Below are 21,291 nucleotides of genomic sequence, written 5' to 3' on the forward strand. Positions count from 1 at the left end.
GCCCCCGCTTGTGCTCGACAGATCAGGATGGAGTTGCCCTGGCGGGCAACAGTTTTTTCGTGGGCCGCTGCGCGGCCGTTGCAGGCTCAGGTTCACCAGGCACGATGAAATATGTCAAGAAAACAATGTATTAGGCGTGGTTATGGGTCTTTGATATAAGGGGTTCACCGGAAGGGGACGGACCCCGGAAGGCTCAACCCCCCGGCGCTGGAACGCCGGTCCAAATGGAGTGAAGACTATGAACCTCGGTAATCTCAAGCTGAACGCCAACGGCTTTTTCGTCGGCAAGATCGCCACCGTCTCGGTCGCCATGACCATCTGTCTGCGCCCTTGGGAAGCGCGCAAGGAGAACAGCCCCCGCTTTGAAATCCTCGGCCTCACCCCCGCCCGCACTTGGGTTCGCGTCGGGTTCCTGTTCGAGCAGTCCATGAAGGACACCGGCGAGGCTTTCTTGCAGGGTTCGATTGACGACCCGTCGATGAGCAAGCCGCTCTATATCGCTTGCTTCCGCGAAGATGACGGCAGCTACAATGTGGCATGGAGCCGCCCGCGCCGCGCGCGCAATGATCTGGCCCCGATCGGTGACGCAGCCGACGGCCCCGCCGATGAAGGCGATGGCCTTGGCGAAAGCACCGCCCCGGCTGGCGACCTCGGCTTGCCCCCGGTCGAGCCGTCGAGCCGTCGCGGCCGCCGCGCCGAACAGGCGCAGGAGCAGCAGCAGGAGGAAGCCGCCAGCGCATAAGAGAAGGTTGGGCCGGGGCGCTGGAACGCTCCGGCCCGATCCGCGCACGCCATCCCAAATGGAGTTTGAAACATGGCCCACACGAACAAGGGGCGGGTTAGCAGGTTCGCAGACTTTGCGGAAGCCTATGCCGCCATGACCAGCGCGGGGGAGTTTCCCGCCAGCTTCACCGAAACCATCGACGAATCCCGCCTTTCCATCATCGACGACCCGACCCGCGACCCTATGCCCGACCCGGAACTGGCGCGCGGTTGCGTCGAGGATTTGACCGCGCAAATCTTCCGCTTGCTTGCCGGAACCCGGATGGAATCTTTCGGCCAGCCGGTTGCATGGGGTATCGTCAACAGCCTGCACTATGTCGCCAAGCGCACCAAGCGGCAGGAAGACGACGCCGCCGCCGAACTTGGCGAAATGGTCCGCGTGTTCGACCCGTCCGAAGTCTATCAATCCCGCATGGAGGAACTGCAACAGCGTTGCCAGTCGCTTGCCGAAGCCCGCGCCGCTTTGGAAACCATGTGCAACCATGCCGCCAACGTCTATTTCGTCGAAACCGGCAAGCCGTTCAATACCATCAGGGGAAGCCGCACCGGCACCGGCCTGACAGCTTCGCAGATCGAAGGTTTCGACTATCTCAAGGCCCGCGAAGCCGAACACAATGCCAAGCACTACCCCGCGCGTCCCGCCGTTCTGGTATCAGGTGGCGGCGACTGGGAAGATGCAGACATGATCTTTCGGCGGCTGGACATGGTGCGCGCGCGCATCCCGCACATGATCTTGTTCACCGGCAAACGATTCAAGGGGGCCGAGCAGATCAGCACTTGCTGGGCCAATGAAAGGGGCGTTCCGATTGTCGGTTTCTCGCTCAACAAGCGCGGCAGCAACGACTTTCGCGCAGCCTATCGGCGCAATGAGGTATGGAACCGGCTGGACGAGATTGTCGAGGCCATGATTTTCCAGCAATCCAAAGTGCAGGAAGATCTTGCCCGCCTGTTACGCGCCAGAGACGTTCCGCTCCACATCTTCCGCCTTGCCGAACAGAACAACGGCACCGGCCCGACCGACCTTGCCGCGCTGCGAGCAGAGGAACAGCGCCGCGCGCTCGCCTGACCCGGAACGCCCGCGCGCACCAGCGCCGGGCCTTCCCCCCAATCACTCACATGAAGCGCGCAGCCGACCAGCGCCATGCGCCGCCGCGCGCGCCGCGAAGGAACCCGAACCATGTATGAACTCACCCCCGAATGCGCCGAAACCCTGAAAGAACTTCTAGGCGACGAATGCCCGCTACTGATCGAGCAGCGCGCGGGCGAAGGCTGGTCCGATAGCGATTGGCTCGCCCTCTATCGCGATCAGGGATTTGAAATCTGAACGCTAGCGCGCGCTTCCCGCGCGCGCTATTCTCCACCGAAGGAAACCGCCATGATCGACTTTAGCCGCCTTGGCCGGATGACCCCAGAAGAACGCGCCGCGCGCGACGCACAGCGGCAGCAGGCCGAAATGGACGCCGATAGGAAACGCCGCGACGAATGGTCCAAAAAGACCGTCATGGCGCAACTGACGGACGATGTTGAATTGCGCTCGACGCGAAGCGGCGACCATGTGGCGACCTTCCGTTGCATCGAAGCCGGTAGCCGCGCTTTCACCGCCTCTTATTGGCTTCCGCCACACAGTCCCAATTCGCGCGAGTTTCTGGCGCGCCATTTTCGCGAAGGCGCAACCGTCGTCCTCAAGGGATACTGGAAACAGCGCGAATGGCGCGATCGCGACGGCCAGCCGCGCGCATCGAGGGAGTTTCAGGCGCAATACGTCGCGGCAGGCAGGGAGGCATATTGACCCGCCGCCAGCGCCGCCCAGGGGCGGCGCTGGATTCTGATGCCACGCCGGAAACGTCGCGCCCAGGTGCAGGGGTTGCGGCTCTTATTGCGGCCCGCTGCGCGGGCCGCGTTTGCGCGCGCGGGGCCGTCGCTCCGCTTGGCCCGCGCTGTTGAGCGGCGGGGTAAATCCCGCTCGATAGGCACAGGCCCGATACGGGAAAGGGGCGCATGGCATAGCTGCCATGCGCCCCTTTTTCATGCAGCGCGCCGCCCGTCAGGCAAGCCGCTTCATGGTTTCCGCAATGCCGAGCGTTCCGACTCTTTGCGCCAGCTTCGCAAACTCCACCTTGCTCAGATCGGCCAGACCCGACGACACCAGCGCGCCGCCGAACTCGCTTGCAATGCGCGTCACCATTTCCTTTTCGCGCGCTTCCAGCGCCGCCCTTTCGTCGGCCAGCGCGCGCAGTTGTTCCGAAGGCTTGAGGCTTTTTCTCGCCATGTCGCATATCTCCATAGTGCAAAATGGCGTTTGCTGATTTCCCCTATAGCCGACTTCGACCAAGACCGGAACTGCTGCCGGACGGCTACCCCGTCAGAAGCCCGACGCGGGCGCAGGAGCGCCGCGCTTTCCGGCTGGGGCATCATGGCCTGACAGCCCGGAATGGCTCACCTCGAAGCCGGGAGACGCTCCAGCGGATAGATCAAGCCGACACCCCCACGACGCGAGCGACAACATGGAGCAATCAAGCACACCGAACGCACCTGAAGGTGCATGGGGATCAAGCAATATCAAAGCCTTAGCTGAATGGGCTTCCGTATCCCATTGAAACACAAATGCACGACAATGGGATGTAGCTCAAGAAACGCGCGGATTTCTGCGATTTTGAAGTAACGTCGATGTAATGCAACGCAATGCGTCCACCGGGATGCAAAACCATTGCCCCGGCCCGAAATGTCGCATAGTATAAGACACTTTCTCAGCCCCGACCGGCCTCTGCGCGAAGAGGCTGGCATGAACAACAACGACCCCCAGATAACCCTGCGGCTCGATCAAAGCTTGTGTGATCGGATCGACCGCCTGGCTGCACGCAACGGGCTGACCCGTTCCGCCATGATCCGACATGCGCTGCGCTTGTTCGCGACCGAAGCGGAGTCGACCGGTGCCAGCCAAAGGCGCGTAGCGCGCACCATCGAATATGCCCAGTTGGCGCTCGACGTCATCATCCGCGACCAGTATCCCGATGTGCGCGACAAGCTCCTGGCCGAAACCGACAAGCGCGTGGAGCAGTATCATGCGGCGCGCTGATATCCGCTTCAGCGGCAAGCCCGTTCACCTGCGCCATCATTCCGCGCGCGGAACCGTCCAGCGCAACAGCGGCAACTTCACGCGCGGTAGCCAGCTCCTCACACACGAGGTGTTGATGTGGACATCGGGCGCGAAAATCCCGTTCATAGTCTGGCTGTTCTGCTTCGCCGCCGCATACTCCTTCATCCTCGTTGTCACCCTACGCGAACACGAGATCGAGCTCATCGGCATGAAGCTCTATTCGCTGTTCTGGAACTTCATGGAATTCGATCCGATGAAGCGGGTCAACGTCACCTTGCCCGACGGTTCGATCCGCGCGATCGTGATGGCGCAGGTCGCCGATGTCCCGGCCGTCATCGCCGCCTGGGCGAAGGCCATGCGCGGGCTGGTGGGCGCGATCCTCCTGTCGCTTCTCGCCACTATTCCGCTTGCGCTATGGTTCGTCGACATCTCGCGCAAGCGCGGCAAGTCGATCCTTCAGGAACGTCATGAGCGCGGCGCAATGCTGGTCGAGCGCGAGGTTCTGCATGCCGAGGTGGTTGCCCACAATCTGCGCGAGTTTGAAGCGGAATCCGCCTCGCTATTGCCAGGATCGACCCCCGCCCAGGTGCGCGCAATGCCGTTTGTCGAACGTAAGCGGGCGGGCATTCATCACCCCTATATCCTCGCCGGCATTCCCTATCCGCACCGCCTTGAGCAGTCGCATACGATGCTTATCGGCACCACCGGCGCGGGCAAGACGACTGAACTCCGGAGCCTGGTCGCACAGATGCGCGCACGCCGGGACAGTGCTGTTATCTTCGATCTCACCGGCACCTATGTCGAGAATTTCTATAACGCTGAAACCGACATCATCCTCAACCCGATGGACCAGCGTTGCCCGGCCTGGTCGATCTTCAATGACTGCTCGACTCACTCGGAATTCACAGCCGCGGCCGCCGCGTTGATCCCTTCGGATGGGGGATCCACCGAACCCTTCTGGGCGATGGCGGCGCGCACGCTGTTCATCGAAATGTGTATCAAGCTCCAGGGGCGTGGGCAGACGACCAACGCGGATCTCGCCGACAATCTGATGACCGCGGACCTGAAGCGCGTGCACCGTTTTTTGGCGAACACGATCGCCGATCCGCTTACCGCGCCCGAGGCAGCGCGCATGGCGGAATCGATCCGCGCCGTGTTCAACACCAACGCGCAGGCGCTGCGTTTCCTGCCCGACGAGGGCGAGCAATTTTCCATCCGCGAGTGGATCTGCCGGCCTGAGAAGCCCGGTTCGATCCTGTTCGTGACTTCGCACTATGTCGACCTTGCGATGAACCGTGCGTTGCTCACATTGTGGATGGATATCGCCATTACCCGCATCATGACGCTGCCGCGGACGCGGGGGCTGAGAACCTGGTTCATGTTCGATGAGCTGGGAGCCTTGCACCGGTTACCGGCGATCGAAAACGGCTTGCAGACGGCGCGCGCTTTCGGCGGCGCGATGGTCCTTGGACTGCACAGTTTCGAGAAGCTGATCGATGTCTACGGCGAGCAGGGCGCCAATAATCTCGCTTCGCTCGCGCGCACCAAGCTCATTCTGGCGACCGCTGATCTCGACACGGCTGAGCAATGCGCGCGCTACATCGGCAACCGCGAAGTGCGCCAGATGGATGAGGCGTACAGCTATGGATACAACCAGACGCGTGATGCTTCGACGCTGACACCGCGCAAGCAGGTCGAGCCGCTGGTGATCGCCGACGACATCACGAACCTTCCGTCCATGCATGGCTTCATCAAATTTCCGGACGGCTTCCCGGCGGCACGGATCAAGCTTGAATGGAGGGATTACCCAACAGTCGCTCCGGGCTTTCTCATCCGCGAGAATATTGCCCCGACGCGCCGACGGCGGGGGGGTGAACTGGTCGAGGAAGAAGGTGGGGAAGGGGGCGGCCGAGATGGCGCCGCCCAGGTCATAGAAGAGATCGATCGGCCCAATGTCGCACGTGACCTCGCCGCGGCAATCCTGTCCGTTCCCCCAGAGGAGATGGGACGGGACGATGGGCGCGAACGAGGCGATCAGGACCTCGATCGCGCGCGGCCGGGAGGGCAGGGCGCTGCCGGGCCGAACGGCACGCGCGGGCGAGGGCAGGTGCCTGGAGAGCCGGAGGGGCGCGAGGAAAATGACCAGCGGTCGCGCGATCGCGCCGAGCCGGGCAGGACGCGGGGACCGGAGATCGAGGACCAGACGCTGCGCGAATTGCGTGAGGATTATGGTCCAGACAGATCCGCCGATCGTGACGATATGGACATGGGGATTTAGGCGATGCTGTCGATCGCGGCGGTGCGCTCGGCTGGCGGAGCCGCCGGCTATTTCGCCAAGGACAACTACTACACGCTGGAGGAATCCTCCGATGCGAGCACCTGGGCGGGCGAGGGCAGTGCCGACCTCGGTCTTTCAGGCGACGTCGGCAAGGAAGGGTTCGAAAAGATACTCAACGGAGAACTGCCAGATGGTGAGAAGGTCGGCCAGGTCGACAACCGCAGGCCGGGTCTCGACATGACCTTTTCGATGCCGAAGTCAGCCTCGGTCATGGCCTATATCGCTGGCGACAAGCGTATTCTTGGGGCCCATATGGAGGCGGTCAAGGCGACCATGAGCTGGGTCGAAAAGAACCTCGCCGAGGGCCGCAAAGATATAGACGGGCGCAAGGTGCCGATCCGCACGGGTAATCTCGTCTATGCTCTATTCCAGCACGACACGAGCCGTGCGCTTGATCCGCAGGGCCATATCCATGCCGTGATCGCGAACCTGACGAAGATGCCCGATGGCAAATGGCAGGCGCTCCACAACAGCGCGCTCTGGAAGAACAACAGCGTGATCGGTTCGATCTACCACGCCTTCTTTCGCGATCGGATCGAGAAGCTGGGCTATGAAGTCACTTCGACCGGAAAGCATGGCACCTTCGAGATTGCCGGCGTCGCCAAGGAGGTGCTCGAGCTGTTCAGCCAGCGCCGCGCGGTCATTCTCGGCAAGGCGCTCGAGCTCGGCATCAGGACCGCCGAGGGTCTGCGAGAAATCACCAAGAACACGCGCGATCCCAAGCTTAGCGTGGGCGATCGCGAAGCGCTCGGCCGGGAGTGGATCGACAAGGCCGCGACGGTCGGATTCGATGGCAAGGATCTGGTAGCGGCGGCGATCGAGCGCGTGACCCGAAATCCCGACCGTGGCTTCATGGCGCGTGGCTATGAAGCAGTCGTTGAGGCGATCAGTTCCGCGCGCGGCATAGCCGCGAACTTCCTACGTCCGAACGATCCCCTGGTCGACCGCGGCCTTGCGCGCCTGACACAATCACCCGTCGAGGCGCGTGCGCAGCTTGCGGTTGCCTCGGCGGTCCGGATTCTCTCGCAGCGTGAGGCGGCCTGGGAACTCAACGTGCTGGCGAAGACCGCGCTCGACTTGCGCCTCAAGGGCGTGACGATCACCCATGTCGAGAGCCGGATCGGGAATTTGCTGGAGAAGGGCGCCCTGATCCCGGGTAAGTCGCATCGTCATGACGGGATCGTCACCATGGCAACGACGCCCGAAGCAATCCGCACTGAGGAAGCGATCATCTCCGAAATGGAGAAGGGCAAAGGGAAAGTCGAACCGATCATTGCCGCGGCCGACGCGCCCGCGCGCTTGCAGGCAGCCTCGAAGGTGACGCTCAATGCCGGCCAGCTCGCGGCCGGCGCCATGATCGTGTCGTCGCGCGACCGCATTGTCGCTGTCCAGGGTATCGCTGGAGCCGGCAAGTCGACGATGCTGCAAGCGGTGGTCGAGGTGGCCCACGCGGCGGCTAATATCGCGAGAGCCGAGGGGTACAATGTCCTGGGGCTGGCCTTTCAGACCAAGATGGTGCGCGATCTTCAGGACGGGATCGGCGCTCCCAGCCAGACGATCGCCTCCTTCCTCCTGCGCCACCAGCATGTTTTGCACAGGCAGGAGGGGCCACGATATGAGGCCGCGCGCGAAGCGCTCAGGAATACCGTTCTGCTTGTCGATGAGAGTTCCATGGTGTCCAGCGAGCAGACGCTGAAGCTGGAGCGGATCGCCAACCTGCTGGGCGTGGAGAAGCTCGCCCTGATCGGTGACCGGCAGCAGATATCCTCGATAGACGCGGGTAAGGCCTTCGCACTGGTACAGGCGGCGGGCGTGACCATCGCCCGAATGGACGAGAATCTTCGCCAGCAGGGCGATATTCTGCCTGTCGTGGCAGCGCTCGCCGATCGCGGTCAATCGGGTGAGGCCATCAGGGTCCTTGGCGAGAATGTGATCGAGGATAAGGACCATATCGACCGTGCAGCCGATATGTGGCTGGAGTTGGTTCCCGAAGAACGGGAAAGAACGGCGCTCTTTGCATCCGGCCGCGAGGCACGAGAGCATATCAACATGCGAATCCAGGAAGGGCTGACCGCGGAGGGGACGCTCGGCAAGGACAGTCTTGCGCTCACCATATTCGAGCGCGTGAACCTCACCCGCGAAGAGCTGCGCTACAGTCAGAACTGGCGGGCTGGCCTCAAGCTCGACGTTATGTTCCAGACCGACGAACTCGGGCTCGGCAAGGGCCTTTATGATGTCGTGAAGGTTCAAAAGAACGGGAAGATCGAGCTATCTGACGGAAAACGTCGGTTCCGGATCGACCCGCAAAAGCTCTCGCCGCATGTCAGCGAGGACCGGCTCGGACTCTCGGAGCCAAAATCGATAGCGATCCACGAAGGGGAGGCAATCCGCTGGACCGCGAATGACAAGGCACGCGGGCTCGACAATAGCGCACTCGCGAAGATTATCGGGATCGACGCGGCGGGCGTGACCGTCGAGTCGGCGTCGCGCGAGCAGCTGATGCTGCCGCACGGCGATCCGATGCTCTCTCGCCTCGATCTGGCCTACGCGCTGAACATGCACATGGCCCAGGGCATCACCGTCGACAAGGCGATCGCGGTCATGTCGTCTTTCGAGCGGTTCCTTTCGAACCAGCGGCTGTTCAACGTCACTGTCACCCGCGTGCGCGATGCGCTGACGCTTGTCGTGGATGACAAGGATCGCCTCATAGCTCAGATCGAGCGCACGCCGGGGAACAAGACGTCCGCGCTGGAAACGACCGGGAAGATCGACGTCGATGGGCGAAGCGAGCAATCGGCCGAAATGCTGGCGGGCATGCTAGGCGAGACGGTGGATTTTGATCCGGGCGAAATCCCGCTCGACGATCTCGCGGCGCCGATTGAGGGCTGGTCGCCAGACGATCCCAAGGGTGACAGGCAGGGGGGCGAAGGGCAGGGGAAGAAGGCGAAGCCGGGCAACGATCTTCGGGCGCCCGATCCTGACCCCATCGATCTCGACAGCCTGCCGCCGCTGCCCGAGCGGACATTGGGGCTCGACCTGTGAGCGGTCGGGATGTCCCGCGCCTGAATCTGGCATGTCGCCTCGGGGATCATATGGTTCGGCCCCGCCCAATCGCTTGCTCTTGCGACCTTCGACCTCAGTTCGCCGCGATCCTGTTCATCGCGGCGATCGCCCTGAACGGTTGCGCTGAAAAGGCAGAGTCTCAAGAAGCCGACGCCGTCATATGTGTGCGGCCGTATGTCTACGATGGCGACTATATTCGGTGCGACGGGTTCGGGCGGTCACGGCTCTACGGCATAGACGCGCCCGAAATGCCGGGGGCCTGCCGGCCCGGCCGGAACTGCGTGCCGGGCGATCCCTACCATAGCCGCGACAATCTGCGCGCGCTGGTTGCCAAGGGGAACATCAGGTGCCGCCAACGTGACACCGACCGCTACGGCCGGCCGGTCCTGCAGTGCTGGAACGAGGACGGCGATCTTTCCTGCCAACAGGTGGCGGCGAGGCAAGCTGTCCCGCGTTATGGTCGTTTGGAGTGCCCGCCCAGCTATCAATCACGCTCGCCGGAGTAGCAGCGATGCCAGATCGCATGTCGCAGGGTATGTCTCGCTTTGCTTAAAGCTCTCCCACCCACGCGCGTTCGGATGCCGCAAGCCATTCGACGGCCGCCTCAAAAGTTTCGGGAAGATCGTCAAGCGGTTCGGGCCACTTTATACGTTCGCCATTACGGTAAAGCCCGCTATGTGCTTCACGCAAGTCCAGCAGCGCCTTGCACACCAGCTTCGTCCATTCACTGTAGCGAGTAAGCTGGCCTTGAGGCAGGAGCCTTAGGCGCTCCTCCAGATTCTGCGCCGCTTCGGTAAAGGTTCGCCCCGTCACGACAGGCAACCAATTTGCAGAAAAGACGTAATCCATCGCTGGAAAGACGATTTGATCCTCGCTGTTCCACGAAAGGTCGCGCACAATATCAACATGGTCCTGCCAAAATCCGAGCGCGGCCCAAACACCCTTCCCATAGTGATCCTGCCAACTCTGGAAGGCATAGCCTTCTTCCGTTACCAGTTTGTCGATAAGTTCAAAGGTCATAGCGCCCCCTCTTGGTGATTGACCATATCGCCGATGACGAGGCTGTCATATCCCATATTCAAATCTATCATGCCGAGTTTCAGCGGTTTTCTTTCCGGAAGATCCTTCCGTAGATGATCGCATCACATGTTCAATTGCGCTATAGTTCGGTCCATGACCGAACTCGATCCTCACACGCTTCGCGTCGCCGCCTCGCTCGTGCGCTCGCGCATCGACAATCTCAAGCGTGATACGCGGCTGGATGGCCTCCAGCGCCTCGGAGCGCACCGTACGCTTACCCAGCTTGCTGTCGATCTCGAGGTGTCTGCCGAACATGTCGGACCGCGCCGCCGTCGCATGACATGACGCCGACCCGCCTTTCGGGCTGATCTCCGCGTTTAACCCGCGTCGGCGTCGTTCGGCGGCGCAAAGGCGGGTGTGAGAACAGAGCGCTTTGCGCGAGGTGTCCGGCCTGAGCCGCGTTCCGGCGTGGGACTGCCGGCCGCTGGCCCCTTTTTGGTTTTGGCCGCCGGAGCAGCCGCTACCTTCGGCTTGCGACCGAGACCGATCTTTTTGGCGAGCGCGCGGCGCTTCTCGGCATAGTCGGGTGCCACCATCGGGTAGTCGGAGGGCAGGTTCCACTTGGTGCGATATTCGGCTGGCGTCAGCTGATAGTGCGTCATGAGATGCCGCTTCAGCATCTTGAGCTTTTTGCCATCCTCGAGGCAGACGATGTAGTCGGGCTTCACCGAAGCCCGGATCGACACCGCAGGCTCCTGTTTCGCTTCCGGCACTGTATCGGCCTTGCCGAGACGGTTTAGCGCATCGTGTACATTCTGGATCAGCGACGGCAGATCGCTCACGGCAACACTATTGTTTGTGACGTGCGCGGCCACGATGTCGGCGGTCAATGTGATGAGTGTGCTGTCGCGTTCGGTTGCTTCGGTCATGCTTTGCTGGCTTTCCAGGCTAGGCAGAGAGGATCGGTGAAGCAGTGTGGCTAGCGGGAAGTGGCTTCCTTCGCAACAAGCGTTGCATCGTCCCGCATCATGGAGAATTGTGCCTGAAGCTTCTCCTTTTTTGAGGCAGTAACAAATGACATCTATGTCACTTTACCGTCGATGGCTTGGCTAAAGTGACATAGGTGGCAAAAGCGGTTCGCCAGTCTTCATGAGCAATTGGGGGATTCACAAGAGTCCCTCTTTGTGCTTGATTCGTTCCATGTTCCAGCAGGACCTCTTCGCATCGCCGGCCTCCCAGCCAACGACAAGCATGCCGGACATAGTCCGCACGATTGCGGAGCATTCCGCGCGGCCGCGCTATACCTTCATGGTGCTGGACCTTATTGCCCGTGTCGCCCGACCGAACGGGCAGGCCGGCCCTCTCGTTCGTGACGGCGAGGCATTGGTGCCGATCCGCGAGTGGCTGGCTGCGGCAATCGCGCCGAGCGGAGCGCGCTATCATCACCGCCGGGTGACCGCCGACAAAGTCCGCGCGGCGCTCTACGCCAAAGGGGAATTGCCGGATGACCGGGATGAGGCTGAGCGTCTTGTTGACACACAGGTTAGGGAGCGCATCCGGGAAACCGGCATGACGGCGATCAGCCGGGCTGTATCGGAGCTGGTGCGGGCAGGACTCATCATGCGCCATTACCAGGGCTGTTGGGTCGACCACGAGAACCGCGGCGCTCAGCGCCATGCGGTCTATACGGTAACGGACCCTGTCCTAGCCGCGCTTCACCCGAACATCGCTACCAGCGAAAACCAGCGGAAACCCTATGTGCGCGGTGCGCACAATCAACCTCGAGCGGCTGCAGCGCGGTAAGGCTTTGGAGGTTTGTGCATGAATTTTTAATAAGATTAGTTGCAAATTCCAGGCTGGAAGCATATCTGCGACGCATGGAAACAGGAAGCATGTCCGCCCTTGCGCAACTCAAGCGCCGCCTGCGCCCAGGTCAGGTTTACCGCCGCAAGGACTTGGCGCGCTGGTCGAACGCGGTCGATCGTCATGTTCGCCAGCTTGTCGATGAAGGGCGGCTCGAGAAGGTGTCGGCGGGCGTCTATATGGCGCCGCGCAAGACCCGGTTCGGTGTCGCGCCCGCGAAGCCCGAAAAGCTTGTCGAGACATTTCTCGGCGACGATCGGTTCCTGCTGGTCTCTCCAAACGCATTCAACGGGCTTGGCGTGGGCACGACCCAGCTCCACAATGAGCCCGTTGTCTATAATCGCAAGCGTCACGGCCGGTTCAAACTGGATGGCCGGATGTATGACTTCCGCATGCGGCCGGCGGTGCCCAGGCGGCTCTCCAAGGAAGTCCTGCTTGTCGACCTCCTGCATAACATCGACCGGCTGCCCGAAGACAAGGCGGCAATCCTTCCCCGTGCGCTGGCGAGGGCAGGGGAAATGGATCGTGGACGGCTCGCGCGCGCGGTGAAGGAATATGGCTCGGCTCGCGCCGAACGGCTCCTCGCGCCCGTGCTGCAGCCGGTCTGAGCGGCTGCGCCATCCATGTTTCTGCATGAGAGCAAAGACTTTTCCGACCTGCTCGCGGTGGTAGCGCGCGACCAGGCGATCGATCCCGGTCTGGTGGAAAAAGACTATTGGATCATGCACGGCCTATGGGGATTGCAGCAGCTGGGCTTTGTCTTTGAACTCAAGGGCGGCACGTCCCTATCCAAAGGGTACGGCCTGATTGATCGGTTCTCCGAAGATCTCGACCTCCTGATCCACCCGGAGGGTGACTTGCCGACGGGCAAGAACCACAACAAACCGATCCATGTGGACGCGCGACGGGCCTTCTACGACGGCCTGGTGCCGAAGCTTGCCATTGCCGGCTTCGAAGGCGCGGAACGCGATAATGCGTTCGACGACAGCCGGATGCGCAGTGCCGGGATTCGCCTTCATTACCCCAGTGCCAATGCGCTGCCGGAGGGCATCAAGACTGGTATCCTGCTGGAAACCGGTTTCGATCAAGTGGCGCCAAACCGGCCCTGCCTGATCAGTTCATGGGCCTATGACAGGGCTGTTGCATCCGACTTGAAGGGATTGATCGATAACCGGGCGGTCGACGTGCCGTGCTACGAACCCGGATACACGCTCGTCGAGAAGCTGCAGACGATTTCGACGAAGTATCGCAAATATCTCGAAGATGGTCGCATGCCGCAAAATTTCCTGCGCCATTACTATGATGTCTACTGCTTGCTGGCGGACGCTAGCGTCCAGGCGTTCATTGGGTCGCCGGAGTATATCGTTCACAAGGCCGCGCGTTTCCCGGCGGCCGACAACAAGAACATCGTCGAAAATCCGGCCTTCCATCTCGAAGACCCGGAAATCCGCAGGCTGTTCCAGCGGGCCTATGAAACCACCCGCGCGCTCTATTATCGCGGGCAACCGCCGCTCAGCGATATCCTCGCGAGGATCGGCGAACATGCTGCCCGGCTTTAGAGCCTCAGGCTCGACCGTCGGCTCCCTCCACGCGTCTGTGTCGCCGGGGTTGCCGTTAGCCTTTGGTCTCTCTGGGACGAACGCGCCGTGAGATCTTCGCCTTGAGAAGGTCCACCGTTTTCTGATCGCGTGCTCCGCCGAACCAGCGGTCGAGTGCTGCCGCGATCAGGGGATGCGCGCTGGCGGCTTCAAATAATGTCAGCGACGACTGAAGTTTCATCGCGTCGACCGTGCCGAAGACGGCAATCGAATCATTGGTTGCCAGGTCCTGTAAGGCCGTGACGCATTCGATATAACGTGGCCCTAGGACTGGATGATTGAAATAAGCTTGTGCCTCATCCAACGATTGAATCGCGAACTGCCTCGACGTCGAGCTTTGCCCCAGGCCTGTGAACTGTGGGAAAATCCACCACATCCAATGGGTGACCTTCTTGCCACGGCGGATTTCGACAAGTGCCGGCGCATAAGTGAGCATCTGCATTTCGGCGAAGCGGTCGAGCGAGTGATCGCTGGTCATAGAAATTCCAGCGGCACCCGGACCGGGAGCGTGAACTTCGGGCTGGGAACAAGCACCGCGCTGGGCCTGGTCCATAGATCGCGGGGACTCTCATCGGGGGTATCGAGAATCGCCAGTCGAAAAAAGTTCTGCATATTCCCCCTTGATCGATCAACGCTCCGCGCTTTGCCGCGAACGGATCGCTTCCCGCGAGCCATAGACGGGCGGAAGCCAGACACAAACAGGAGTCTTCAGTCATTTATATTGTCATCCTGCAAGCGAGGTAGAATGCTTAGAAATCCGCCCTCCCCGCGCGATTTATCACTTACCATAATGGGAGATTATGGTAAGTATAGGACCGTGGAACGGCAGGGAAGGGGCAAAATGACGATCGCGAGGATGTCGGTGCAACCACGCGGCACAGATGTGCCGCGCGTTGTGCCGCATGATCGCAAAGCCCGGCGCGTGGGTCGGTAACAAGCGATGGCCGAAAAACCCGCCAGCTTTCCCGACGCGGAAATCATCGTCGTCAGGACCGACGATGCGGCGCTACCAACGCGCTCGCGGAACGCGGACGCCGAAACTGTCGACTTACGGCTCTTGCGCACAATCGGCGCCATTGTGCCGGCCGACCTGCCCCCGATCAGCCAGCTCGGGCTCGAAACCGCGCTGGCGGCCATGGCTGACGCATCGAAAGCGGCGATAGCCTCCGATCTCGACTGCTGGCGCGACTGGTGCGGTGAGGAAGGCCGGACACCGCTGCCGGCCGATCCTGAAGATATGGTGCGCTATGTGAACGCGCTCGACGCCAGGGGCAAAAAGCCCGCAACGCTGGCGCGGCGCATCGCGAGCCTCGGATCGGTCCACCGGCTGATGGGTTTGGCCTCGCCTGCCGCGCCGACCGACGCCCCGATGGTCCGCGATGCACTCAAGGCCGTCCGCCGGCGTAGAGGTGCGCTCCAGCGACAGGCAGCCCCCTTGCGATTGGGCAAGGCGCTCGATCCCCATGCCGCAAAGGGCTTCACCCTGGCCGCCATGCTCGACGCCTGCGGTGGCGACCTTCAGGGCTTGCGGGACGCCGCTCTGCTCTCCATGGGCTATGATGCCGGCCTGCGGGTCAGCGAACTCACCGTGGTAGAGGAAACGCACATCGATCCGCAGGAGGATGGTTCGTCGACGCTGTTCATCCCTTTCTCCAAGACCGACCAGGAGCAGGAAGGCGCCTGGGCGTGGCTGTCCGCTGAGACGATGCGGCGGGTCGGCGCGTGGCTCGAAGCAAGCGGCATCAAAGAAGGCCCTCTGTTCCGCAGGGTCGGGGTCGACCGGCGGCGCGCGCGCGAGGCCGAACCGGAAACCGCCCTGGCGCGAACGACCTATTCCATTGGGACGGCGCCCCTGACGCGGCAGGGAGTCAACGGCATCTATCGCCGCGTTGCTTATGCAGCTTATGAGCAGGGACTGGTGACATTACCCGCAGGCAAGCTAACCGACGCGGTGAAGGCCCTGTCCACCCATTCGCTGCGCGTCGGCTTGACCCAGGATCTTTTCGCGGCGGGTGAGGATGGCACCGGCATTGCCCAAGCCCTGCGCTGGAGCTCGCCGACTACGGCTCTACGGTACGGCAGAAAACTGGTGGTGCGTAGCAATGTCGCCGCCCGCGTTCTTTCGCGAGTCCGCTGTTGAAAAGCCTCTGCTCGTTCCCGCATGCGGTATCGTACCTTAGCAGGACCGACACAGCATCCCTTTTACCTGGTCCGGCGGCGCTACCGATCACAAGCCAACGCGAAACAGGCCGCCCCAAGGGCCTTTGAGATCGCGGCCTTTCACCACAATTTCGAGACGGCTCGAGAAGAAATAGGGTGTGGAAACGATCGCGCGCGTATGGGCCTGCTGCGAAAGGAGAAGCACGGCAATCCTCGAATGGAACAGAGAACGCGGAACCTGCAGTCCATTCTCATAATAGGCTCTGACGCGCCCTGATGCGAGACGCTCGAGAAAATCTCTCATCTTCGAGCCTGTCTCGTTGTCCGGCAGATCATAGGACGGCGGGAAACGTAGATACCGGCAAACGCGCTCATCAAACCGCAGCATATGACGGTGGAAGATACGGCGCGCCTTTCCGGCGGCGCGTATACGCATCGCAGCACCAGCGTCTGATTCATCCGTCGCGGAAGGCGGCAATGAGGGCGGCATGCTTGAATTCCTCCGAAATGGCTTTGCGCGTTGCTCCGCATCGAAATCGATAGCGCGCGGATCGGAATCGTCGGCCCTCCGATGACGTCATCGTCGGGGCTTGGCATTTCTCGGCGCAATCGAGGAAATCCCCTCCGATTCACCGCGCCAGGCGCATGATGATTCAGGCAAGGCTTTGTCTGTGCCGACTGCGGCGGCTTGCCCGCGGGCTAGGCTGCGGCTCACCGCTCTTGGCGATCTCGATAGCATTTTTGCCGGTCTGCTTGGCGCGATACATCGCGAGATCGGCCGCATGCATCAATTCACTGGCATTTCGGGCGTTGTCGGGTGGAACTAGCAGCGCCCCCATACTGCATGTTACCGGATGAAGACCGGACGCAAGCAGCGCCGAGAGGCGAGCATGAAGGTCCAAGGCGAAAACTTGCCCTTCTGTCATCGACGGCACGCGAACGAGCAAGGCGAATTCGTCACCGCCGATCCGGCCTACCAGGTCTTCCCGTCGCATGATCGACGACACACCTTTTGCGAAGGCGCGCAGAACCTCGTCTCCAGCGCGATGGCCTTCGCGGCTGTTCACAGCCTTGAAGTCGTCCAGGTCGAGGATGATGAGAAGCAGCGCCTGGTCCGTATGTTTCGCGTCCTCGATCACCTTGGCTGACCGTCGGTGAAAGACCTCCTTGTTCAGCGTCCCGGTCATTCGATCCTGGTGGGCATGAAATAATTCGCGGTCATAGGAATAGCGAAAACTGGTGATGGTCGCTGCGATGAACAGGAACATCACGATCCTGACCGCGATGCGTATTGCCAGCAATGCAGGAGGAGCGGCCGGAGCTGCTTCCAGCGAGGGCGCAACTGCCAGGAACGCCGCGACGACGGCGACAAAATAGCCTGAGCGCGGCCCCAGCCTCCAGCAAGCGGCACAGATGACGGTCATGTAAACCGGGGCAACGCCAACCCCTGGCACCGCGCGATCGACGAAAGCGATTCCCGCGGTTACGATGACGATCGCCAACCAGACTTGTTCTCTTGACAGGGCTTCAAGGCGCTCGGCCAGTCGACCCACAGGTAAATGACTGTTCACGCAAGCATCACTCCTTGGTCTTCTTGCAACCCACCGTAAAGCATAGGCGGTGAATTGATGCTTAAAACCCGTCGCCTTATAAGCATCTTACGGGCGACACATGAAGGGTGAAACGCACCCATCCTGGAGAACTGCGACTGATCGTGGCCGCCAATATTCGCCGCTGCCGGAAGGAGCGCGGGCTTAGCCAGCAGGATTTCGCATATGATATCGAGATGGACAGGACGTATTTCGGCGGCATCGAACGGGGCGAGCGCAACGTTTCCATTGATAACATTGAAAGAATAGCGAAGGGACTGAATATTAGCCCGCATTTGTTGCTTCAAGAGCCCGAGAGCTGATTGAGGACGCCCAGGATATTCCAACTGACGCGATCGATGTGAATGTCGACAACGTTTTGTCGGCGGTTTTCCCGCGTGAGCGAACAGGAGTGCTTCACCCATTGCGATCGGCTCTCACATTGCCCCGCACATAAGGGCAAGTCTGAAGCGGCGTGACCTCGCCCGTCAGCGCCTGTTCGGCCCGACAGCGCAATACGAGGTAAAGCGTTCCGGCATCCCGCTCGGCATCCAGAGGGTCTCGCGTCAGCGCGGAACGCAGCGCGGCCTTGAGCCAGAAACTTGTCGCCGGATCGGACAGCAACTTCTCGAGTTCTGATCTCTTTCGGTTTGTCACATTTCCTCCGGTCCAGATAAAGTGCTTCGCGTGTGTCCCAATTGCTTTGAAAGCATCCTTGTTCGTGCTATGTTCAGGCCAGGAGGCAGTTCGATGAGCCGGTTCGATTGGGACACCTACAACGCAACTAAGGACTCACCTGCGGGTGCAGTGCATGCTACGAAAGTTGACTGGGCTGAGTACCTGCCGGCGGATGATTCCGTGGATGCGCCTAGTGCCGTGCCGACGACGTGGCAGGTTGTCCTCGGACTCGCTTTTGCCATTGGCATTCTTGCCTTTTTTGCGTTCGTCTCGGCTATCATTTGAGTGCATTCGTTAGTCGCGTAGTTTGGGATCGTTGAAGAAGCCGACATTCTGACTGTCCGATACTTCCGACCTTGCACGCGAACCTCCTTGCCTGTTGACCGCCCTTCCTGTCTGTGCGGCGGCGCGACCTTCGTCGATCTCCTTGCGACCTTGATCGATGATCGCCGCAGCCGCACCGGGATCGTTTCCGCCCCCCGGACCCGAGGGTCGCCGTCCACCTCCTGAAGGCGCGTAGTGACCGCGGACGTCGCTTTCTGACGCGACATCGGGACGTTGAACGGACACAAGGTTCGGCTCATGAATTTCCGACCGGATCTCTTCGCGAATGGTCTCGAGGCGATCGTCCATCCACCTTTCGATCATCGCGCTGCGCGTGGCGCGATCATGCGCCGACAAATCAGTGGCCCAGAGGTCGGGAACATTGATCGCGGGGTTGCGCGCCTGCTCCGCCCGATACCATTGGGCCAGGTCCTGGCTCAGGTTCTCGCTGAGATTGAGCCCATGCGATTCGGCATAGCTGGCGTCACGCGATAGGGACTGGGCGATCTCATCGAGCTTTTCGGCCGACCGTTGGTAGGACTGGGCCAGCGCAAGGCTCTCTTCGGAAATCCTCGCGCTTGAGTCCGTGACCGAAGACCGGCTGAAACTGCCCGAGCGATCGTAGGTACCAGCGGACTCGCTGGCGCTCGTCCCACTCGCATGATCATCACGAAAGCTGCTGGATGAGGAACTACGATCCTCGCTGGAGATATTACGGTTGGTCGAGTGGCTCAAATCCGATTGCTGCGTTCCGCGCGCGGAGGTGCTCGCTCCCAACGAGCCAGAAAACGGACCACCGCTGCCGCCACCAGCCCGCCCGCGACCCCCTAGTCCAGCACCGGCCTGACCTTCGACCGATTGTTGAACTATGGCTTGCCGCCCCCTGTTGTTCGCCACAGAGAAGCGATCACTATCCGCATTAGACTGCTCAATGCCTTCCGATGTATTCGCGGTCCGACGATCGAAACGATCGACGGATGTGGCCGACTGCGACCCGCTGGCACTTTCGACGCCTGACGTTGTTTCGCTGGAGCGCGTGTGAACCGATGCGTCGCGATCAGTGGCGGTAAGGAGCGTGCTTGCCGTGTTACGATAGGCCTCGGCCTGCCTCCTTGCTTCGGAGGCGACTTCGCGCATCTCGGCGACGCTGTTCGTCGACATGGTCGGCGTGAACGCAAGCCGCGAGATGGCCCCTGTCGTGTCGATGACCTCCTGGCCGTTGCCGTAGCTCGAGATGATCGCGCCGTTGTCGGCCCGATAATCCAATCTCGGGATGCCAGCCATGTAGCTCGGCGCCGTCGACCACTGATCGGACTGACGCATATTGGCCGAGCTGTTGGCGTAGCTGACATTTCCATAAGAGTAGTTCCCCGTCGTCTGCTCAAGCGCCGCCGCTTCGGCCGCGTTTTGAGCGGGGGCCAGCATCGCCATCGAATGGCTTGCGATCCCCATGGCGCCGCGCGCCATCCCCGCTGCAAGGAACGGCACGCTCATCAGGAGGAAGCCCGCGATGGTTGCGGTTTCCTCATTGACCGCCCCGATGCCGGCATAAGTCGAGAGCGTCACGCCGCTGGGCGCCATCGCAGTGGCCGAACCGGTTGCCCGGCTCATGATGATCATGTGCAGCACGACATAGAGCGGACCCCAGGCGGCGAGATAGAAGAATCCCGCCGTGTATCCTTTGAGGGTTGGCACGCCGGTCCGCGGCATCAGGAACAGCGGAAAGATGACTGGGAACATCGCGAAGAAGACGACCGTCAGCACGACGTTGAGGATCGGAACCCAACTCATTGCTTGCTGGGCGATCGAGCCATAGGTGTTGCGCGCCTGAATATCGGCCCGTGTCATGGCGAACGTGTCGATCGCCGCCGCGCCGGTGCTTCCCGACATCGAATTGCGTGCCTGCATGAACGCGTTGATCGCAGTGTTTTGGCGCAGGATGCTGACATGGCCGCCCGCGGTTCCGGTGAAGGCCTGGTTGATCACGGGCACGTCGTCGCGCAGCTTCTGGGCGGCAAGCGCATTGCTCAGCTTCGGGTAGAGTTCCTTGCCCCAGATCGGTAGGTTGGCCTCGATCATCGGCGTCCACTGCGCGTCAAGTGCCGCATAGGCGTCGCTGCAGGTGCGGATGTGGCTCTCGACGCCGCCGCCGGAAATACGTGTAATCCAGATCTGCGACCGGGCGGGCGAACCAGGCCCGATTGCCGTCCACAGATCGGAGGCATCGGCGAGATCGGTCATCGACTTGAAGCCGAGCATCACGTCATAGAAAACGCAGGCTTTGAAATGCTCCTCAAGGTTGGTCGAGAACTCGGCATCGCGGATACGCAAATTGCGCGTCGCATCGAACAGCCGCGCGCCATAGACCATGCCGTTGGTGGTATAATTGAGCGATGTCGGCATGACGAACACCGTCTCGGCGGTGCGGGTCAGATAGTCACCTACCTGGCTTGTGAAGCTGGCGATTACGCCGAGCCCGATCGGAACATTATCGATCGTCGCCGGTGCCAACGAGGGATTGAGGCGGTCCGTCACCTTGATGCCGACGGTGGGCACCATCAGGCACATGTAGATCGCGGTCGCTTGCAGGAACCAGTTCAGCCATGCCCGCCAGTCAAGGTTGAACGCCACTACGAGCAGGGAGTAGATGAGGCCCATCACCATGACGACGCGCAGCATCGACCGGTAGCCGCCTCCTCCAGCCCAGGCCGCAACCGCGTTGAACGTGTTGACGATGTATTCGCCGCCGCCGATCGTGAAGACTTCGAGCATGGCCGG

General features: G+C 61.3%; 21 protein-coding genes. 14 read left to right on the top strand and 7 right to left on the bottom strand.

All coding sequences use genetic code 11. The features are described 5' to 3' along the window. Nucleotides 1-238 precede the first annotated feature (238 nt). The 4 genes from DM450_RS23220 to DM450_RS23230 all read left to right on the top strand — a co-directional run bounded on the left by DM450_RS23220 (nt 239) and on the right by DM450_RS23230 (nt 2,572). Nucleotides 239-742, top strand: coding sequence for a DUF736 domain-containing protein (locus tag DM450_RS23220; RefSeq protein WP_142639658.1), 504 nt, complete (start codon nt 239-241; stop codon nt 740-742). A 72-nt stretch (nt 743-814) separates the two neighbouring features. Further along, nucleotides 815-1,849, top strand: coding sequence for a DUF2493 domain-containing protein (locus tag DM450_RS23225; protein WP_142639660.1), 1,035 nt, complete (start codon nt 815-817; stop codon nt 1,847-1,849). A gap of 111 nt (nt 1,850-1,960) precedes the next feature. Next, nucleotides 1,961-2,107, top strand: coding sequence for a hypothetical protein (locus DM450_RS25980; RefSeq protein ID WP_185928871.1), 147 nt, complete (start codon nt 1,961-1,963; stop codon nt 2,105-2,107). Between the two features lie 51 nt (nt 2,108-2,158). Next, complete coding sequence (locus DM450_RS23230) at nt 2,159-2,572, top strand: single-stranded DNA-binding protein (RefSeq protein ID WP_142639662.1); 414 nt, start codon at nt 2,159-2,161, stop codon at nt 2,570-2,572. Nucleotides 2,573-2,827: 255 nt separating this feature from the next. Here DM450_RS23230 and DM450_RS23235 read toward each other — a convergent pair whose 3' ends face one another. After that, complete coding sequence (locus DM450_RS23235; RefSeq protein WP_142639664.1) at nt 2,828-3,115, bottom strand: DUF6437 family protein; 288 nt, start codon at nt 3,113-3,115, stop codon at nt 2,828-2,830. Between the two features lie 450 nt (nt 3,116-3,565). On the opposite strand from DM450_RS23235, the gene DM450_RS23240 reads away from it, so the two are divergent. The 3 genes from DM450_RS23240 to mobF are packed head-to-tail and all read left to right on the top strand — an operon-like array spanning nt 3,566 to nt 9,260. Next, nucleotides 3,566-3,859: a CopG family transcriptional regulator gene (locus DM450_RS23240; protein ID WP_142639666.1), complete on the top strand. Its 294-nt coding sequence runs from the start codon at nt 3,566-3,568 to the stop codon at nt 3,857-3,859. Continuing rightward, nucleotides 3,846-6,158 (top strand): type IV secretion system DNA-binding domain-containing protein, encoded by a 2,313-nt coding sequence (locus DM450_RS23245; protein ID WP_142639668.1) that lies wholly within the window; start codon nt 3,846-3,848, stop codon nt 6,156-6,158. The genes DM450_RS23240 and DM450_RS23245 overlap by 14 nt, the downstream gene beginning before the upstream one ends. Before the next feature lie 3 nt (nt 6,159-6,161). Beyond that, complete coding sequence (gene mobF, locus DM450_RS23250; protein WP_142639669.1) at nt 6,162-9,260, top strand: MobF family relaxase; 3,099 nt, start codon at nt 6,162-6,164, stop codon at nt 9,258-9,260. 570 nt (nt 9,261-9,830) lie between these two features. Here the strand turns inward: mobF and DM450_RS23260 are convergent. Beyond that, nucleotides 9,831-10,301, bottom strand: a complete 471-nt coding sequence (locus DM450_RS23260) for a hypothetical protein (protein WP_142639671.1) — start codon at nt 10,299-10,301, stop codon at nt 9,831-9,833. 153 nt (nt 10,302-10,454) lie between these two features. Here DM450_RS23260 and DM450_RS23265 point away from each other — a divergent pair, with 153 nt between their 5' ends. Further along, entirely contained in the window at nt 10,455-10,646 is a 192-nt protein-coding gene (locus tag DM450_RS23265) for a hypothetical protein (protein WP_006952594.1), read from the top strand. Between the two features lie 32 nt (nt 10,647-10,678). Here the strand turns inward: DM450_RS23265 and DM450_RS23270 are convergent, their stop codons facing one another. Next, nucleotides 10,679-11,230 carry a MucR family transcriptional regulator gene (locus DM450_RS23270; protein WP_142639673.1) on the bottom strand — a complete coding sequence of 184 codons (552 nt, stop codon included), beginning with the start codon at nt 11,228-11,230 and terminating at the stop codon, nt 10,679-10,681. 271 nt (nt 11,231-11,501) lie between these two features. Between DM450_RS23270 and DM450_RS23275 the strand changes: the two genes are divergently transcribed. The 3 genes from DM450_RS23275 to DM450_RS23285 all read left to right on the top strand — a co-directional run bounded on the left by DM450_RS23275 (nt 11,502) and on the right by DM450_RS23285 (nt 13,723). Next, the gene (locus DM450_RS23275; RefSeq protein WP_142639676.1) at nt 11,502-12,104 is read left to right on the top strand and encodes a hypothetical protein; all 603 of its coding nucleotides are present in this window, start codon (nt 11,502-11,504) and stop codon (nt 12,102-12,104) included. Nucleotides 12,105-12,193: 89 nt separating this feature from the next. Further along, nucleotides 12,194-12,772 (top strand): hypothetical protein, encoded by a 579-nt coding sequence (locus tag DM450_RS23280; RefSeq protein ID WP_142639678.1) that lies wholly within the window; start codon nt 12,194-12,196, stop codon nt 12,770-12,772. Nucleotides 12,773-12,787: 15 nt separating this feature from the next. Next, a complete protein-coding gene (locus tag DM450_RS23285) occupies nt 12,788-13,723 on the top strand; it encodes a nucleotidyl transferase AbiEii/AbiGii toxin family protein (protein WP_142639680.1) in 936 nt (311 codons plus the stop codon). A gap of 55 nt (nt 13,724-13,778) precedes the next feature. Here DM450_RS23285 and DM450_RS23290 read toward each other — a convergent pair whose 3' ends face one another. Continuing rightward, a complete protein-coding gene (locus DM450_RS23290; protein ID WP_142639682.1) occupies nt 13,779-14,240 on the bottom strand; it encodes a DUF1810 domain-containing protein in 462 nt (153 codons plus the stop codon). 462 nt (nt 14,241-14,702) lie between these two features. On the opposite strand from DM450_RS23290, the gene DM450_RS23295 reads away from it, so the two are divergent. Next, a complete protein-coding gene (locus tag DM450_RS23295; RefSeq protein ID WP_142639684.1) occupies nt 14,703-15,902 on the top strand; it encodes a tyrosine-type recombinase/integrase in 1,200 nt (399 codons plus the stop codon). Between the two features lie 87 nt (nt 15,903-15,989). On the opposite strand, the gene DM450_RS23300 is transcribed toward DM450_RS23295, so the two are convergent. Together DM450_RS23300 and DM450_RS23305 are read right to left on the bottom strand one after the other, a co-directional pair. Continuing rightward, nucleotides 15,990-16,412: a hypothetical protein gene (locus tag DM450_RS23300; protein ID WP_142639686.1), complete on the bottom strand. Its 423-nt coding sequence runs from the start codon at nt 16,410-16,412 to the stop codon at nt 15,990-15,992. 163 nt (nt 16,413-16,575) lie between these two features. Further along, the gene (locus tag DM450_RS23305; RefSeq protein WP_142639688.1) at nt 16,576-17,493 is read right to left on the bottom strand and encodes a GGDEF domain-containing protein; all 918 of its coding nucleotides are present in this window, start codon (nt 17,491-17,493) and stop codon (nt 16,576-16,578) included. 107 nt (nt 17,494-17,600) lie between these two features. Here DM450_RS23305 and DM450_RS23310 point away from each other — a divergent pair, with 107 nt between their 5' ends. Continuing rightward, nucleotides 17,601-17,834, top strand: coding sequence for a helix-turn-helix domain-containing protein (locus tag DM450_RS23310; RefSeq protein ID WP_142639691.1), 234 nt, complete (start codon nt 17,601-17,603; stop codon nt 17,832-17,834). A gap of 427 nt (nt 17,835-18,261) precedes the next feature. Beyond that, on the top strand, nt 18,262-18,474 hold the full coding sequence (locus DM450_RS23320) for a hypothetical protein (protein WP_142639694.1): 213 nt from the start codon (nt 18,262-18,264) through the stop codon (nt 18,472-18,474). Nucleotides 18,475-18,483: 9 nt separating this feature from the next. Here DM450_RS23320 and DM450_RS23325 read toward each other — a convergent pair whose 3' ends face one another. After that, nucleotides 18,484-21,285: a conjugal transfer protein TraG N-terminal domain-containing protein gene (locus DM450_RS23325; protein ID WP_142639696.1), complete on the bottom strand. Its 2,802-nt coding sequence runs from the start codon at nt 21,283-21,285 to the stop codon at nt 18,484-18,486. Nucleotides 21,286-21,291: the final 6 nt, after the last annotated feature.

The sequence above is a fragment of the Sphingomonas sp. IC081 genome (genome assembly GCF_006874585.1).
Classification (GTDB): domain Bacteria; phylum Pseudomonadota; class Alphaproteobacteria; order Sphingomonadales; family Sphingomonadaceae; genus Novosphingobium.

What these genes read in the sequence shown, in the direction of transcription:
- DM450_RS23220 (WP_142639658.1), top strand. Translation starts at nt 239, where the DNA reads ATGAACCTCGGTAATCTCAAGCTGAACGCCAACGGCTTTTTCGTCGGC.
- DM450_RS23225 (WP_142639660.1), top strand. Translation starts at nt 815, where the DNA reads ATGGCCCACACGAACAAGGGGCGGGTTAGCAGGTTCGCAGACTTTGCG.
- DM450_RS25980 (WP_185928871.1), top strand. Translation starts at nt 1,961, where the DNA reads ATGTATGAACTCACCCCCGAATGCGCCGAAACCCTGAAAGAACTTCTA.
- DM450_RS23230 (WP_142639662.1), top strand. Translation starts at nt 2,159, where the DNA reads ATGATCGACTTTAGCCGCCTTGGCCGGATGACCCCAGAAGAACGCGCC.
- DM450_RS23240 (WP_142639666.1), top strand. Translation starts at nt 3,566, where the DNA reads ATGAACAACAACGACCCCCAGATAACCCTGCGGCTCGATCAAAGCTTG.
- DM450_RS23245 (WP_142639668.1), top strand. Translation starts at nt 3,846, where the DNA reads ATGCGGCGCGCTGATATCCGCTTCAGCGGCAAGCCCGTTCACCTGCGC.
- mobF (WP_142639669.1), top strand. Translation starts at nt 6,162, where the DNA reads ATGCTGTCGATCGCGGCGGTGCGCTCGGCTGGCGGAGCCGCCGGCTAT.
- DM450_RS23260 (WP_142639671.1), bottom strand. Translation starts at nt 10,301, where the DNA reads ATGACCTTTGAACTTATCGACAAACTGGTAACGGAAGAAGGCTATGCC.
- DM450_RS23265 (WP_006952594.1), top strand. Translation starts at nt 10,455, where the DNA reads ATGACCGAACTCGATCCTCACACGCTTCGCGTCGCCGCCTCGCTCGTG.
- DM450_RS23270 (WP_142639673.1), bottom strand. Translation starts at nt 11,230, where the DNA reads ATGACCGAAGCAACCGAACGCGACAGCACACTCATCACATTGACCGCC.
- DM450_RS23275 (WP_142639676.1), top strand. Translation starts at nt 11,502, where the DNA reads ATGTTCCAGCAGGACCTCTTCGCATCGCCGGCCTCCCAGCCAACGACA.
- DM450_RS23280 (WP_142639678.1), top strand. Translation starts at nt 12,194, where the DNA reads ATGTCCGCCCTTGCGCAACTCAAGCGCCGCCTGCGCCCAGGTCAGGTT.
- DM450_RS23285 (WP_142639680.1), top strand. Translation starts at nt 12,788, where the DNA reads ATGTTTCTGCATGAGAGCAAAGACTTTTCCGACCTGCTCGCGGTGGTA.
- DM450_RS23290 (WP_142639682.1), bottom strand. Translation starts at nt 14,240, where the DNA reads ATGACCAGCGATCACTCGCTCGACCGCTTCGCCGAAATGCAGATGCTC.
- DM450_RS23295 (WP_142639684.1), top strand. Translation starts at nt 14,703, where the DNA reads ATGGCCGAAAAACCCGCCAGCTTTCCCGACGCGGAAATCATCGTCGTC.
- DM450_RS23300 (WP_142639686.1), bottom strand. Translation starts at nt 16,412, where the DNA reads ATGCCGCCCTCATTGCCGCCTTCCGCGACGGATGAATCAGACGCTGGT.
- DM450_RS23320 (WP_142639694.1), top strand. Translation starts at nt 18,262, where the DNA reads ATGAGCCGGTTCGATTGGGACACCTACAACGCAACTAAGGACTCACCT.
- DM450_RS23325 (WP_142639696.1), bottom strand. Translation starts at nt 21,285, where the DNA reads ATGCTCGAAGTCTTCACGATCGGCGGCGGCGAATACATCGTCAACACG.